15 protein-coding genes are annotated in these 14,320 nt (G+C 63.5%); 5 read left to right on the top strand and 10 right to left on the bottom strand.

Annotated features, from left to right (window positions below):
* Positions 1-3: 3 nt before the first annotated feature.
* Positions 4-531 carry a helix-turn-helix domain-containing protein gene (locus P6U24_RS03425; RefSeq protein ID WP_407157800.1) on the bottom strand — a complete coding sequence of 176 codons (528 nt, stop codon included), beginning with the start codon at positions 529-531 and terminating at the stop codon, positions 4-6.
* Complete coding sequence (locus P6U24_RS03420) at positions 521-781, bottom strand: hypothetical protein (protein ID WP_407157799.1); 261 nt, start codon at positions 779-781, stop codon at positions 521-523. The genes P6U24_RS03425 and P6U24_RS03420 overlap by 11 nt, the downstream gene beginning before the upstream one ends.
* A 365-nt stretch (positions 782-1,146) precedes the next feature.
* Here P6U24_RS03420 and P6U24_RS03415 point away from each other — a divergent pair, with 365 nt between their 5' ends.
* The gene (locus tag P6U24_RS03415; protein WP_407157798.1) at positions 1,147-1,506 is read left to right on the top strand and encodes a PilZ domain-containing protein; all 360 of its coding nucleotides are present in this window, start codon (positions 1,147-1,149) and stop codon (positions 1,504-1,506) included.
* Positions 1,507-1,512: 6 nt separating this feature from the next.
* The gene (locus P6U24_RS03410) at positions 1,513-1,773 is read left to right on the top strand and encodes a hypothetical protein (RefSeq protein ID WP_407157797.1); all 261 of its coding nucleotides are present in this window, start codon (positions 1,513-1,515) and stop codon (positions 1,771-1,773) included.
* 10 nt (positions 1,774-1,783) lie between these two features.
* On the opposite strand, the gene P6U24_RS03405 is transcribed toward P6U24_RS03410, so the two are convergent.
* Positions 1,784-2,569, bottom strand: a complete 786-nt coding sequence (locus P6U24_RS03405) for an IclR family transcriptional regulator C-terminal domain-containing protein (protein ID WP_407157796.1) — start codon at positions 2,567-2,569, stop codon at positions 1,784-1,786.
* 119 nt (positions 2,570-2,688) lie between these two features.
* Here P6U24_RS03405 and P6U24_RS03400 point away from each other — a divergent pair, with 119 nt between their 5' ends.
* Positions 2,689-4,047 (top strand): Rieske 2Fe-2S domain-containing protein, encoded by a 1,359-nt coding sequence (locus P6U24_RS03400; RefSeq protein ID WP_407157795.1) that lies wholly within the window; start codon positions 2,689-2,691, stop codon positions 4,045-4,047.
* 162 nt (positions 4,048-4,209) lie between these two features.
* Complete coding sequence (locus P6U24_RS03395; RefSeq protein ID WP_407157794.1) at positions 4,210-5,646, top strand: glutamine synthetase family protein; 1,437 nt, start codon at positions 4,210-4,212, stop codon at positions 5,644-5,646.
* 273 nt (positions 5,647-5,919) lie between these two features.
* Here P6U24_RS03395 and P6U24_RS03390 read toward each other — a convergent pair whose 3' ends face one another.
* On the bottom strand, positions 5,920-8,286 hold the full coding sequence (locus tag P6U24_RS03390; RefSeq protein WP_407157793.1) for a TonB-dependent receptor: 2,367 nt from the start codon (positions 8,284-8,286) through the stop codon (positions 5,920-5,922).
* A gap of 150 nt (positions 8,287-8,436) precedes the next feature.
* The gene (locus P6U24_RS03385) at positions 8,437-8,844 is read right to left on the bottom strand and encodes a DUF2946 family protein (RefSeq protein ID WP_407157792.1); all 408 of its coding nucleotides are present in this window, start codon (positions 8,842-8,844) and stop codon (positions 8,437-8,439) included.
* A 285-nt stretch (positions 8,845-9,129) separates the two neighbouring features.
* On the opposite strand from P6U24_RS03385, the gene P6U24_RS03380 reads away from it, so the two are divergent.
* Positions 9,130-9,510 (top strand): hypothetical protein, encoded by a 381-nt coding sequence (locus tag P6U24_RS03380; RefSeq protein WP_407157791.1) that lies wholly within the window; start codon positions 9,130-9,132, stop codon positions 9,508-9,510.
* Between the two features lie 64 nt (positions 9,511-9,574).
* Here the strand turns inward: P6U24_RS03380 and P6U24_RS03375 are convergent, their stop codons facing one another.
* From P6U24_RS03375 to P6U24_RS03355, 5 genes are all read right to left on the bottom strand, one after another.
* Positions 9,575-10,291 (bottom strand): ABC transporter ATP-binding protein, encoded by a 717-nt coding sequence (locus tag P6U24_RS03375; RefSeq protein ID WP_407157790.1) that lies wholly within the window; start codon positions 10,289-10,291, stop codon positions 9,575-9,577.
* Complete coding sequence (locus P6U24_RS03370; protein ID WP_407157789.1) at positions 10,284-11,051, bottom strand: ABC transporter ATP-binding protein; 768 nt, start codon at positions 11,049-11,051, stop codon at positions 10,284-10,286. Before P6U24_RS03370 ends, P6U24_RS03375 begins: the two co-directional genes overlap by 8 nt.
* On the bottom strand, positions 11,044-11,991 hold the full coding sequence (locus tag P6U24_RS03365) for a branched-chain amino acid ABC transporter permease (RefSeq protein ID WP_407157788.1): 948 nt from the start codon (positions 11,989-11,991) through the stop codon (positions 11,044-11,046). The genes P6U24_RS03370 and P6U24_RS03365 overlap by 8 nt, the downstream gene beginning before the upstream one ends.
* Positions 11,988-12,905: a branched-chain amino acid ABC transporter permease gene (locus P6U24_RS03360; protein ID WP_407157787.1), complete on the bottom strand. Its 918-nt coding sequence runs from the start codon at positions 12,903-12,905 to the stop codon at positions 11,988-11,990. The genes P6U24_RS03365 and P6U24_RS03360 overlap by 4 nt, the downstream gene beginning before the upstream one ends.
* Before the next feature lie 96 nt (positions 12,906-13,001).
* Entirely contained in the window at positions 13,002-14,174 is a 1,173-nt protein-coding gene (locus P6U24_RS03355) for an ABC transporter substrate-binding protein (RefSeq protein WP_407157786.1), read from the bottom strand.
* Positions 14,175-14,320 lie beyond the last annotated feature (146 nt).

Below are 14,320 nucleotides of genomic sequence, written 5' to 3'. Positions count from 1 at the left end.
TACCTAGCTAGCTTTTCTCAGTTGAAACAGCGAGGCTGCCGCAAATGCATCTTCTGGAAGCTGCATCCGGAAGCGAATTTCGTCCGGCGCTCGGACTGCCCCTAATGCCGAGATAATTTCAAAGTTTGAGGGAATTGCGAGCAATCGCAGATAGCAGTCCATTGCATCATTCTGAATCTGATTGCCCGACTCCCATCGCTTTACAGATGCCAGACCCAAACGCGACCTCTTCGCCCACTCCTGCTGGGTGAGATTGTATTGCTCACGAATCGCTCTAATCTCATCCGGAGCTAGTCGACCCAAATGCCGACAAATTGTCGCGTGCCGAATTTCCTCTGCTGCCCCATCCGTAACTTCGATGCCGCATGACTCACATCGAATTACTGGCACGCTTGCGCTTAAGGTGACTTGATCTTCGCCGACACCATAGATGAATGACTCTACTTCGTAGTGCATGCGGGCTGCACTTGAGCCGCACATTGGACAAACGCGAGGTTCAGTTGCGCAAAACGATAGAACGTTACTTTTCATCGCGCTCTCCTCGGCGAACAGTGACTGAATAGTGAAAGCTGCGCCCGATGACGGTGTCAGCACCCAACTGCAGCTTGACGTAGATTCGGCAGTGTGGATCGTGTGAAGGCAACAGCATCACATATCCCTTCTTTCCAGCAGGAACCTCGAGTTCGATCACTTCGACCAAAACGCCGGCCTCCAAATGGGCCGCGAGGTACTCCCACGCGCCATCTTCAGTAAAAACCTCTCCGGTGCGCGGATCTGTCATCCCAGTCGCACGCCAGTCGCAGGGACGATCTCGGTGGAAGGCGCGGGTCCGCGTTCGGCGCGAACGCGCAAATTCGCATAAGCGTCTTCGCACTTGATCGTCGATTGACAAGCATCTCGCTCCACATTTGGATCAATTGATACCACAACCCGCATAAAGAGTAAAGCCGCGGGGCTCGATGGCTCAAATGATGCTTTAGAGGGGCCTATTAAGTTAAAGCGTCGGAACTCAAAAAGACTGCTAAGATTTTTTTGCAGTGCACAAAGCCGAGGCGCGTTAACCACCGGCGTCATCTCCATACCACCACCGCTAGCGCCGCACGCTCCGATTGCCTAATGTCCGTTAACAGCAACGGAGAGTGTGTCATGCAGGACCGACGACGCATGGTCCGCAACCGCGTCTATTATGGCGGCGTGCTGGCGTTCAACGCGCGGCGGTCGACCTTTGCCTGCATCGTGCGCAATTTCAGCGACGGCGGCGCCAGGATCGAGTTCGAAGGCTCGCCGCTGCTCCCGGACTACCTGGATTTCAGCATCGAGCGGCGCGACCTCGCGTGCCGCGCGCGCCTGGTCTGGCGCGGCCATCAGGAGGCCGGCCTTGTCTTTGCCGACACGCCGCAGACGCCCGAGATCGTGTCCCTCGACCTGGCACGCAGGCTGCGCGCCGGCGAGCGCACCAACAGGCTGCTGCGCGCCCGCCTCGATCAGCTCCTGTCCGGACATTGATACACGATGTCGGACGCTTCGTTACCGCGTCAGGACATCGCGCCATCAGCGGAGATGATCGCCTCCGAGCCGGATGTGATCGAGAGGCCGCGACGCTGCATCTGGCGTCGCGTGCTGCGGCCGCTGGCGCTGGTCCTGACCGCGCAATATACGATCGTGCTGCTCATCAGCCTGACGGTGATCGGCACCGTGCGAACGCTGGTGCTGCCGCACATCCTCACCAGCTTCGAGGCGATCTCGGCGGCGCTGAAGCGCGCGCCGTTCTGAACGCGCCTCATCAGAGCAGTTGCGACCGCACCTGCGCGGCGCCGTCCCGCAGCAGCGGCAGGAAGCACTTGATCATCGCGTCGGTCGAGATGCGATCGACATGGGCGCCGATATTGATCGCCGCGACGATGGTATCGTCATAGCGCCGCACCGGGACGGCTATCGAACGGAAATGCGGCTCGGCCTCGCGATCGACCAGCGCGTAGCCGCGTTCGCGATCGGCAATGATGGCAGCGAGCAATCGCTTCGGATCGGTCACTGTCTGCGGCGTCAGCGCCTCGCGCCGCATCGCGCCGAGTTTCGCCTTCAATTCGGCGTCACCAAGCCGGCCGAGCAGCGCGCGGCCGACGGCCGTACAGAAGGCAGGAAGCCGATAGCCAATATCGACGCCGCCGGTGAAGATGCGGGTCGGGCTGGCGCGCGCAATGAACACGACATCGTCGCCGTCGAGCACTGCGAGAGAGCTGATCTCCTGGGCGACGACCGAGATCTCGTCGAGCACCGGCTGCAGCACAGTGACGAGCTGGTTGGAGCGCAGATACGAGGCGGCCAAGGTCAGCACCTGCGGCGTCAGCCAGAACAGCTTGCCGTCGCTGTCAACGAAGCCGCCACGCTGCAGCGTGAAGAGAATACGCCGCGCGGTCGCGCGCGGCAGATCGGCGATCCGCGCCACGTCGCTCAACGTCATGGCGCCGCCGGCGCCGCCGAACGCCTGCAGCAGCCGCAGGCCGCGGTCGAGACTTTCGACCACATCCGTCGAGCGCTCGTTGCCGTCGTCCCGTTTCAGCTTCGGCACTGCACTGATCCTGATCTACCCTGCCGCGAAATCCGGCTTGACCGGCTTTGAGAACGCTTGTCATAATTCGCCCATTCGTTCAATAGGCGAACAAAATCGCCGCAGGGAGATCGCGCGCCATGATGAGCCAGGAGCAGAACGACCTGATCACCCGCACCGGGCCGAAGGACCCCTGCGGACGCTTGATGCGGAAGTACTGGCAGCCGGCGGCGCTGGTGGACGAATTGCAGGGCGAGCGGCCAGTGCGGCCGGTCAGACTGCTCGGCGAGAATCTGGTGCTGTTTCGCGACGAGCAGGGTCGCTATGGCCTGATCGAGCGGCATTGCGCGCATCGCGGCGCCGATCTCGCCTTCGGACGCCTCGAGAATGGCGGATTGCGCTGTGCCTTCCATGGCTGGCTGTTCGACGTCACGGGGCAATGCATCGAGACGCCGGCGGAGCCTGCGGGCTCGAAACTGTGCCAGGGCATCAAGCAGGTGTCCTACCCAGTGGTCGAGAAGAGCGGCATCCTCTGGGCCTATCTCGGCGAAGGCGCCCCGCCGGCCTTTCCGGAGATCGACTGCTTCGTCGCACCCGGCAGCCACACCTTCGCGTTCAAGGGCCACATGGCCTGCAACTGGCTGCAGGCGCTGGAGGTCGGCATCGATCCGGCGCACGCCTCCTATCTGCATCGCTTCTTCGAGGACGAGGATACGTCGAAAGCCTATGGCAAGCAGTTTCGCGGCGCCTCGGCCGGATCAGACCTGCCGATGACCAAGATCCTGCGCGACTATGATCGGCCGATCATCAATGTCGAGCACACCGAATATGGGCTGCGGCTGATCGCGCTGCGTGAGATCGATGAGGCGCGCACCCATGTGCGCGTCACCAACCAGCTGTTCCCGCACGGCTTCGTCATTCCCATGAGCACGGAGATGACGATCACGCAGTGGCATGTGCCGGTCGATGACGAGAACTGCTACTGGTACGCGATCTTCACCAGCTACTCGGCGCCGGTCGACAAGCAGAAGATGCGTGACCAGCGTCTCGAGCTTTATGAGCTGCCGGACTACAAGTCACGCAAGAACAAGGCGAACGATTACGGCTTCGATCCGCAGGAGCAGGCGACCGCGACCTATACCGGCATGGGCAACGACATCAACGTGCACGATCAGTGGGCGGTGGAGTCGATGGGGCCGATCCAGGATCGCACCAGGGAACATCTCGGCCAGAGCGACAAGGCGATCGTGCAATATCGCCGCCTGCTGCGGGCTGAGATCGAGAAGGTTTTGGCCGGCGAGCCGCCGATGCTGTTCCTCGACGAGGCGACCGCCAAGAGCATTCAGGGACCGGCGACGATGGACGGCATCGGTCCGAGCCAGGGCTGGGAGCTCTACTGGATGGAGGTCGACGTCAAGCGCCGCCGCGGCGCGCCCTGGGCCGCGCCGGTGCCGCAGGAGATCGCAGGCAAAGTGCATCATCTGACGGCGGCGGAGTGATGAGAGTGATCGACGCTCTGTCCCCGTCATTGCGAGCAAAGCGAAGCAATCCAGAGTGCCGCCGCGTCAAGATTCTGGATTGCTTCGTCGCGGAGCCTGTCATCGGGCGCGCATTCGCGCGACCCGTTGGCTCCTCGCAATGACGATCGTAGGAGCAGCGCAGTGACCTTCGTCGCACGCCATCGCCTGTGGTCCGATGAGCAGCGGGAGGCGGCGCGACGCCTCGCCCGCGTCGTCGAGGAGAAGAATCTTGAGGTCATCCGCCTCGCCTTTCCCGATCAGCACGGCATCCTGCGCGGCAAGACGCTGATCGCCGCCGAGGCGGTCGCCTCGCTGGAGAGCGGCTGCTCGATCACCACCACGATGCTCGCCAAGGACACCTCGCATCGCACGGTTTTTCCGGTGTTCACGAAGGGCGGCGGCTTCGGCATGAGCGAGATGGAAGGCGCCGCCGACGTCCTGATGGTGCCGGATCCTCCAACGTTCCGCGTGCTGCCATGGGCGCCGACCACGGGCTGGATGTTGTGCGACCTTCATTTCGCCGACGGACGCCCCGTGCCGTTCGCGACACGTCAGATCTATCGCAACGTGCTGAGTGAACTCGCGCAGCGCGGCTATGACTATGTCGCCGGTCTCGAGGTCGAGTTTCACGTCTTCAAGCTCGATGATGCGCGAATGGCGCCGGAGGATGCCGGGCAGCCTGGGCAGCCGCCCTCGGTGAGCCTGCTGTCGCACGGCTATCAATATCTCACCGAGCAGCGCTTCGATCAGATGGAGCCGGCGCTCGAAATCTTCCGCCGCGAGATCATCGCGCTCGGCCTGCCCTTGCGCTCGGTCGAGGTCGAGTTCGGCCCCAGCCAATGCGAGTTCACCTTCCAGCCGCGCAGGGGGCTGGAGCCGGCGGACAACATGGTGCTGTTCCGCTCGGCGATCAAACAGATCGCGCGGCGCCACGGCTATCACGCCACCTTCATGTGCCGGCCGAAGCTGCCGAACGTGTTCGCCTCCGGCTGGCATCTACACCAGTCGCTGATCGGCCGCGAGACCGGCGCGAACGCTTTCATGGCGACCGAGACGGACCAAGCGCTCTCGCCGTTCGGCCGCGGCTTCCTCGCCGGGCTTCTGGCGCATGCCCGCGCCTCGACCGTGTTCACGACGCCCACGATCAACGGCTACAAGCGCTACCGCTCCTATTCGCTCGCGCCGGATCGCGCGATCTGGGGCCGCGACAATCGCGGCGTCATGATCCGCGTGCTCGGCGGCGCTGGCGATCCGGCGACACGGCTGGAGAATCGGATCGGCGAGCCCGCCGCCAATCCCTATCTTTACATGGCCTCGCAAATCCTCTCCGGCCTCGACGGCGTCGATCGCGCGCTCGATCCCGGCCCGTCGGCGGATACGCCTTATGAGACCAAAGCCGCGCTATTGCCGAAATCGCTGCGCGAGGCGGTGTTCGCGCTCTCAGACGATCCATTCTTCCGCGAGAAGCTCGGCGCCAAATTCGTCGACTACTATGTGCACATCAAGAACGCCGAGATCGAGCGCTTCCAGGCCGAAGTGTCGGACTGGGAGCACCGCGAATATTTCGAGATGTTTTGAAGAGCGACTCGCAGGACCGGGGGCGCACTAGCAAATCGTTTCCTTGATATCGGCCATCGCAGGATGGATTGACCTCTCGCCATCTCCAACGCCGTCATGCTCCGCCACCCGGTCCGGCGTTCGGCCGGCCGGATGACAGGCTCCGGCGGAGCATCCAGTACACCGCGGCAGAAGAGATCAAACAGAGACGTCACGGCGTACTGGATCGTCCGCCTTCGCGGACGATGACAGTAGGAGTTGTATCAATAGGACCGAGGCTTTGGAAAAAGGCATCTAGAATTTGAAGTTGGCGAACGCGCGCACCCCGATGCCGGGCATCAGCACCTCATCCTTGGTATAGGAGACCGAATTGCGGATGTTCTGGTTCAGCAGATTGTTGCCGAGGAGCCCGACATACATCTCGCGCGCCCCGAGCCAGTTCGGACCGAGCTTGGTCTTGTAACTGACTTCCGCCTTGAGCAGGTTGTAGCCGGCCGTTGGCGTCTCGCCGATCACGGCGATGTCGTTCTGGGCAAACGCATGCAGCAGGTTGATCCGTGCCAACCAATTGTCGTCGCGCCAGAAGAACCCGCCGCCGACACGTACCGGCGGAATTCGGGGAACGTTGGTACCATCGGTGAAAGTGGCGCGAACGATGTCGAATTGATTCTCGAAGCCCCAGATGCCACCGTACAACGGCCCTATGTCGAGCTGGCTCTGGAATTCGCCGCCACGAAAAGTCGCGTCTCGCTGCGAATAGACAGCCTGCCTGAGTTCGGCATCAGGCGCGCCGCACGAGGCAAAGTCCCCGTCACACATCACGCCGGTGAGCCGCCGAAAGATGAAATTGTCGAACCGGGTGTAGTAGGCGGTGGCCTCGAACCGGAAAGGACCGGTCGCCTTGCGCAATCCGACTTCGACGGATTTGGCCGTCTCGATCGTTAGATCCGGATTGCCGATGTCGAAGGTTGCGGTCGCGTCATGGGCGCCGCGCGAGAACAATTCCGCCGGCTTCGGCGCGCGCTCGACATATTGCGCCGTGATGCTGCCGACGAGGTCGTAGGGCAGATTCTGGATCAAGCCGACGCTGCCGCTCTTCGGCGTGAAGTTCAGGCTGCGCCCGAGACTCGTCTGCGGCGTGCCGTCGGGGAGGAAGTCGCCGGGGAAATTGGGAGTCGACCCGGTCAGATCGACGTGCTCGATGCGGCCTGCAATCTGGGCCTTGGTCGTTTCGGTGAATTTGAGCTCGTTGAAGACGTAGCCAGCTTCCCGGGTGTTGCGGTTCGGATCCCACAGGCCGTTGAAGAGAGTGCCGGGATTGTCGGGACTCGGCGCAGTCAGCTCCTGATGTCCAGCCTGCAGACCGAATGCGGTGGTGATCTCCGCAAAGCGCGCATTGAAGGGCATGAGCTGGACTTCCACCCGGACTTCCTGCTCCTTGTTCGTGAACGTCTGCCGCACGCCGTCCGTCGTCGGGTCGGCGGGGTCGAGATAGCCGAGCTCGTTGTGCCTGTAATCGGTCGCGCCGGCCCAGAAGCGGACCGCATCGATCGCGGCCGCGTCCGGCCGATACTCGCCCTTCACGGTGATCTTGGTCTGATGCGCGTCGATGCGCGTGTTGTGGTCCGCGCCGTCGATGCCGGGCACGTGATAGAGAGAATCGTTCTGCGTGATCGCCGCGCCGATGAACCCGCCATCGAAGAAATACGAGCCGCCGATCGAGGCGCCGTCCGACCGCGTTGCCGAATTCGGCTGGTGATTTCCGACCGGGCGGGTCCGGTCGAACAAATACGGATAGCTCGGAATGTAGTAATCGGAGGTGTTGCGGCCGTAAGCGTCGGCATGGAAGGCGAAGTTGCCTCCGCCCGTATCGAGCAGGACGCCGCCTTCGATGCCACGGTTGACGGAGTCGAACGAGGTGCGCGTCTCGGCGGTAACGCAGGGGGACGATGCGGCGGAGGCCAGCGGCGCCTTGGTCGGCAGGCCATAGGTCTGGAATGGCGCCGCGCAAGATGGCAGCGCATCCGGAATGCGATTATTGGTTGCGCTCACGACGCCGCCGATCGAAGTCGATCCGTAGCGAAGCGCTGCCGGCCCACGCACGACCTCGAGTTGATTGACGGCCAATGGATCGATGGGGACGAAATGATCTTCGCCCAGGTCGGACGCGCCGCCCGCACTCGTGCCATTCTCTGCGATCCCGACGCGATTGACGTCGAGACCGCGGATGATCGGCCGGCTCGAAGCGCCGGGCGCAAAGCTCGAACCGGTGATGCCGGGCTTGGAGAAGAGCAGATCGCCCAGTTGAGCGCCGCCCTCACGGCGAATCTCCTCATTGGGCACCACGGTCACGGTCGCGAATTGGTCGGTCACGACCGGCAGCACGCCCTGTGTGGGCGCGGCGGCCACCGCCGGCGCCGCCTCTGGTGCCGACGGTGCCGGCGTTGCCTGCGTCCGCACCCGGGGACCCGTGGTACGCGCGACGCGTGACGGCGTGCGCGACGGAACGACGTGCCGCCGCACGATCGGGCTCGGCGCCGTCACCGTCACCGGCGGCAGTTCGGCCGCTGGCTTTTCCTGCGACATCGCCGGGCTTGCCGCGCAAAGCAGCAGCAGGCTCGCCCCGCCCAACCACCGCGCACGTCTCGAGTAGACCATCATTGTACTGCCCCCAAACCAGGCGCCGACCCGATGCAGCTGTTTGACGGGAAGGCGACCTGCCGCCGATCTCCGGCGGATTCGATTCCGACTTTCCTGGCTGCCGCGTATGGATAGAGCCGACGGAGTCCAGGTGTGATCAAACGACCGATGTCAGGGTGCGGGGGGAGCGCGGGGCTGGAAGCCGGTGGTTGCCGGCCGCAACTGGATCAGTTCGGCATCGGCGACGTGGTACGAGAATTCGGCTGCGCGCGGCAGCGGCAACGCGGGTGCCGACGCGAACAGCAAGACGTTCGCCATCGACATGACGACGCAGATCGCACAATCGTCGACCGCGGGCTTGTCCTTGTCGTGACCGTCCGGCGAGGTGCGCCCAGCCGCAACAATCTGCAGGCTCAGTCGCGCCTGGGAGTCCGTATTGCTTGGCGTCAGCGCGGAAGCAGCAAGCGGCGCGGCATGTGCGAACGCATGGCTATGCCCGAACGCCAGCACGAGCTGAACGAACAGCGCAAAAAGCGCGAGACGCGCGCCATGCCTGATGTTCGTCCGGAACCACTTCATCTCGTTCGGCGCCCCACATCACAAGCGGAGTGTTTCTCCGCAGTGATGTTACTTTATTACATCGCAAGAGCGCCCAGCCCGTGTCAATCACGGCACGGCCTCCAAGCTCGATCGGCCACAAAATGTTGCTATCGAGCAACGCTGCAGCCGTTTGCCGACGGCTGCGACCCGGCACCGCGCGCGCTCGCCTTGACATCTGTCGCGCACGCGCGCGGCGATCTATACAGCATCTGCCTGCCCACACGACTGCCTGGGCGAAGCAGATCCGCATTGGAGTCATCTTGGATGAAGACATTCCTTCACACGGCTGTCGCAACCATCATGCTCGGGTTGCAGCCTGTCAGCTCACCGCTTGCGCAAACCGCACCCGAGCCCGCACCGGCCGCAAGCCCGGCTCCAGCGGCGACACCAGCCCCCGCACCTTCACCGGCAGAAGCGGCGCCTTCGGCGCCGCCCGCAGCCGCATCCACTGACAACACCGGGGCGAATGAAGGTAAGGCGGCGGCGAACGCGGAACCAGCCAAGCGCAAGTCACCGAAGCGGCTCCGCGTCAGCGCGCAGACGCGCCACGAGATCGAGCATTCGCTCAAGACCGGAACCGTGCCCTCGCGCTATCGCAGCCAGGTGCCGAAGGAGTATCAGAAGTACATTCCGTTCGCGCGGTGAGGAACCTCAACAGCAGCTTGGATCACGACCTTTTCGGCGGCCGCCATGAGGCCGAGCAGCGAACTTAGATCCCCAAGTACCGATGCTGCAGCTCCGGCTCCGCCATCAGCTGGGCCGAGGTGCCGCTCCACACCGTGCGGCCGCGCTCGATGATATAATGGCGGTCGCAGATGCGGCTGAGGTGCTCGACATTCTTGTCGATCACCAGGATCGATTGCCCCCGCGCCTTGAGCATCGACAGACAGGTCCAGATCTCCTCGCGGATCAGCGGCGCCAACCCTTCCGTCGCTTCATCGAGAATCAGGAGCTTGGGGTTGGTCATCAGCGCGCGGCCGATCGCCAGCATCTGCTGCTCGCCGCCGGAGAGCTGATTGCCCATGTTGCCGCCACGCTCGGCGAGCCGCGGAAACAGGGCGTGGATTTTGTCGAGTGTCCACGGATCGGCCGCGCCCAGGCGATTGCTCGCAGCTGCCACGAGATTTTCTGTGACGGTGAGATTGGGGAAGATCTGCCGCCCTTCCGGCACAAGGCCGATGCCGAGCTGCGCGATCTGGTAGGACGGCAGACGGCGCGTCTCTTGCCCGCCAAAGCGGATCGCCCCGGCACGCGCCGGCGTCAGCCCCATGACCGAGCGGATGGTCGTGGTCTTGCCCATGCCGTTGCGACCCATCAGCGACACCATCTCGCCGGCGCGTATCGACAAGGAGAGGCCGAACAGCACCTGGCTGAGGCCATAGCAGGTCTCGATGCTCTCGACCTCGAGCAGCGCAACGTCAGCCATGTTTCACCACCACGTGCTGATCGCCGAGATAGGCGCGCCTGACCTCCTCGTTGGCGCGGATCGCATCCGGCGCGCCGGAGGCGATGATGCGGCCATAAACCAAGACGGAGATCCGATCCGCCAGCGCGAACACCGCCTCCATGTCGTGCTCCACGAGCACGATCGAGACCTCGCGCCGCAGCTCGGCGAGCAGCTTCACCATCGCAGCCGATTCGGTGACGCCGAGGCCGGCCATCGGCTCGTCGAGCAGCAACAATTGAGGCCTGGTCGCCAGCGCCACGGCAAGCTCGAGCTGGCGCTGCTCGCCATGGCTGAGCCGCGCAACCAGAGCGTCGGCGCGATGGCCGATCCCGACGCGCGCCAGCGCGGCATGTGCGGCATCGCGCAGACCCCTCTCCTTGCGCGCATTGCCGAAGAAGCGGAAGGAGGAGCCGGCCTGCGCCTGCGCCGCCAGCGCGACATTGTCGGCCGCGGTGAAGTCCGGCAGCAGCGAGGTGATCTGGAACGAGCGCGCCAGACCGAGCGCGCAGCGGCGATAGGCCGGCATGGCCGTGATGTCGCGGCCGGCGAGATAGACGCTTCCACCATGCGGCGCGAGATGCCCGGTGAGCTGGCTGATCAAGGTGGTCTTGCCGGCACCGTTGGGGCCGATGATGGCGTGGATCTCGCCTTTGGCAACATCGAGGCAGACGTGATCGGTCGCGACGATGCCGCCGAAGCGGCGCACCAGATTGTCGACGCGCAACAGCGGCTCAGCCACGGTGCAGCCTCCCGACCAGGCCCATGATGCCGCCGCGGCCGAACAGCACGACGAGCAGCAATAACGGTCCCATGATCAGCGCCCAATATTCGGTGACCTGCGACAGCAGCTCTTCGAGCACGAGATAGACCACCGCGCCGATCACGGGTCCGAACAAGGTGCCCATGCCGCCGAGAATGACCATCACCATCAGATCGCCGGAACGGGTCCAATACATCACGGCCGGGCTGACGAAATCGGTGTTGTTGGCGAGCAGCGCGCCGGCAAGCCCGCACAACGTGCCAGCGATGACGAAGCAGACCAGCTTGTAGCGCTTGGACGGAAAGCCGATCGCCTGCATGCGCTGCTCGTTGGAGCGCAGGCCCTGCACGACGAGACCGAAGCGCGAATTGACGATGCGCCAGACCAGGAAGACCGTGCCGAACAGGCAGGCCAGGCAGAGGTAATAGAACTGCACCCGGTTGCTGAGGCTGATCAGGCCGCCGAAATCGCTGCGCGTGTAGATGGTCAGCCCATCGTCGCCGCCATAGCGCGCCAGCCCCGAGGCGATGTAATAGGCCATCTGGGCGAAGGCGAGCGTGATCATGATGAAATAGACGCCGCGCGTGCGCAGGGAGAGCGCGCCGATCACCAGCGCGTAAGCTGCGGATGCCGCCAGCGCCACCGCGAACTGCGCATAGCCGGAGCCGATGCCTTCCTGCGCAAGGATGCCGACGGCGTAACCGCCGATGCCGAGATAGGCGGCGTGGCCGAAGCTGGGCATGCCGCCATAGCCCAGGATCAGGTTCAGGCTGACGGCCGCCAGCGCCAGGATCACGATGCGCGTGAACAAGGTCAGCACGAAGATGTTGCCGGTCAGGGTCGAATAGACCGGCAGCAGGATCAGGCCCGCGACGACGAGCGCAGCAAACACGGCCTGGGCGTTGAGAGACGACTTCATCTGCGACTGGCCGGAAACAGGCCTTCCGGCCGCAGCACGAGCACGATCGCCATCAGCAGATAGATCATCATCGAGGACATCGCAGGTGCGGCAGTGGAGGCGGCCGCCGAGCTCAGCACCTGCCGCAGCAGGTTGGGCAGGAAGGCGCGGCCCATGGTGTCGATCAGCCCGATCAGGATCGCCGCTATGAAGGCGCCGCGGATTGAGCCGATGCCGCCGATCACGATCACGACGAAGGCGAGGATCAGGATGTTCTCGCCCATGCCGATCTGCACGGTGAGGATCGGCGCCTGCATCAGGCCGGCGAGGCCGGCCAGCGCGGCGCCGAGGCCGAAGACGAGCGTATAGAGCAGCTTGATGTTGATGCCGAGCGCGCCGATCATCTCCCGGTTGGAGGCGCCGGCGCGGATCAGCATGCCGATGCGGGTGCGCATCACGCCGAGATAAAGCAGCAGGGCCACGAGCAGCGCGACGATGATGATCGCGAGCCGGTAGGCCGGATAATGGATGCCGGGCAGGATCGTGACGGGCACGGTGAGCCATGGTGGCAGCGGCAATGCGAGTCCCGCCGGTCCCCAGATCAGCCGCACGGCTTCATTGAAGAACAGGATCAGGCCGAAGGTCGCGAGCACATGGTCGAGATGGTCGCGGCCGTACAGGTGACGCAGTGCCACGAATTCGAGCACGATGCCGAGCGCCAGGGTCGCAATGAGCGCGAGCAGCGCGCCAGCCAAGAAGCTGCCGGTCCAGGCCGCAAACGTCGCGGCGAAATAGGCCCCCATCATGTAGAGCGAGCCATGCGCGAGGTTGACGAGGTCCATGATGCCGAAGACCAGCGTCAGCCCGGCCGCAAGCAGGAACAGCAGCAGCCCGAACTGCAGCCCGTTCAGGAATTGTTCAACGACGAGAAGCATGCGTCCTTAGGTCAGGTCCGACGGGATTGCGCTTGAGAAGATGGCGGCAGGCGCTGCCGCCACTTCAATATTTTAAGCTTCAAGCAAATTCCGGGCCTATTTCATCGGGCACTTGTCGTGGAAGCGGTCCTGGTCGTCCTTGACGATGGTGGCGACGGTCTTCAGCGAAAGCTGGCCGTCGGCGTCCTTGACCACGTCCTGCAGATAGAAATTCTGGATCGGGATATGGTTGTTGCCGTATTTGAACGACCCGCGCAGCGACTTGAAGTCCGCCTTTTCCATCGCGGCCTTCATCGCGTCCTTCTTGGTGAGATCGCCCTTCACCGCAACCACGGCGCTGTTGATGAGCTGCGCGGCGTCATAGGCCTGTGCGCCATAATAGGTCGGCCGCAGGCCGGTGTATTTCTTGCGGTAGTCCTCGACGAATTTCTTGTTCTGCTCGTTCGGCAGGTCGTTGACCCATTCCTGCGCGCCGGGCACGCCGATCGCATTGTCCTTCTGCAGCGGCAGCGACAATTCGTCGACGGTGAAGGCGGTGTAGAGCGGCATCTTCTCCTTCAAGCCGGCCTGCGCGTATTGATTGAGGAACTGCACGCCCGCCGCGCCGGGATAGAATACGAAGATCGATTCGGCATTCGAGGCGCGCGCCTTGGAGAGCTCGGCGGAGAAATCGAGCTGGCTCGGCCACACCGTGTATTCCTCGCCGACCACCTCGCCCTTGAAGGTGCTCTTGACACCGGCCAGCATGTCCTTGCCCGCCGCGTAGTTCGGGCCGATCAGGAACACCGACTTGACGCCCTTCTGGTTCATGTAGAGGCCCATGGCGGCCGGCGTCTGATCGTTCTGCCAGGACGTCGAGAACACATAAGGCGAGCACAATTCGCCCGCGAGCTGCGACGGCCCGGCGTTGGCAGAAATCAGAAAGGTCTTGGAATCGACGGCGGTCTTGAGCGAGGCGAGCAGCACGTTCGACCAGATGTAGCCGACGATGAAATCGACCTTGTCGGACTGCACCAGCTTCTCGGTCTTCTGCTTGCCGACGTCAGGCTTCTGCTGGTCGTCCTCGTAGATGACCTCGACCGGCTTGCCATCCATCTTGCGGCCGAGATGATCGAGCGCGAGTTCGAACGAATTGCGCATGTCGTTGCCGATGACGGCGGTCGGACCGCTGAACGTCGAGACGAAGCCGATCTTGATGGTGTCGGCTGCAAACGCGGAATTCGCCAGCGTGAGTGCCGCCGCACCCGCCAGCCAGAAAGCCGTCCTCATATCCCCTCCCTCCCTCTCGGCCGAACGCCACGCAGCTTGCAGCCCTCGGCTTGTCGGCGTTGCTCGCCTTGCATTTTCTTTGCCGTGACGCGTCATTGCGCGCCATCGTAGGCCGGCCGATACCAGCAACAAGCTGCAATCGACTC

Source organism: Bradyrhizobium sp. STM 3557, from assembly GCF_045571465.1.
Lineage (GTDB): Bacteria > Pseudomonadota > Alphaproteobacteria > Rhizobiales > Xanthobacteraceae > Bradyrhizobium.
This window is presented reverse-complemented; position numbering and strand designations above follow the sequence as displayed.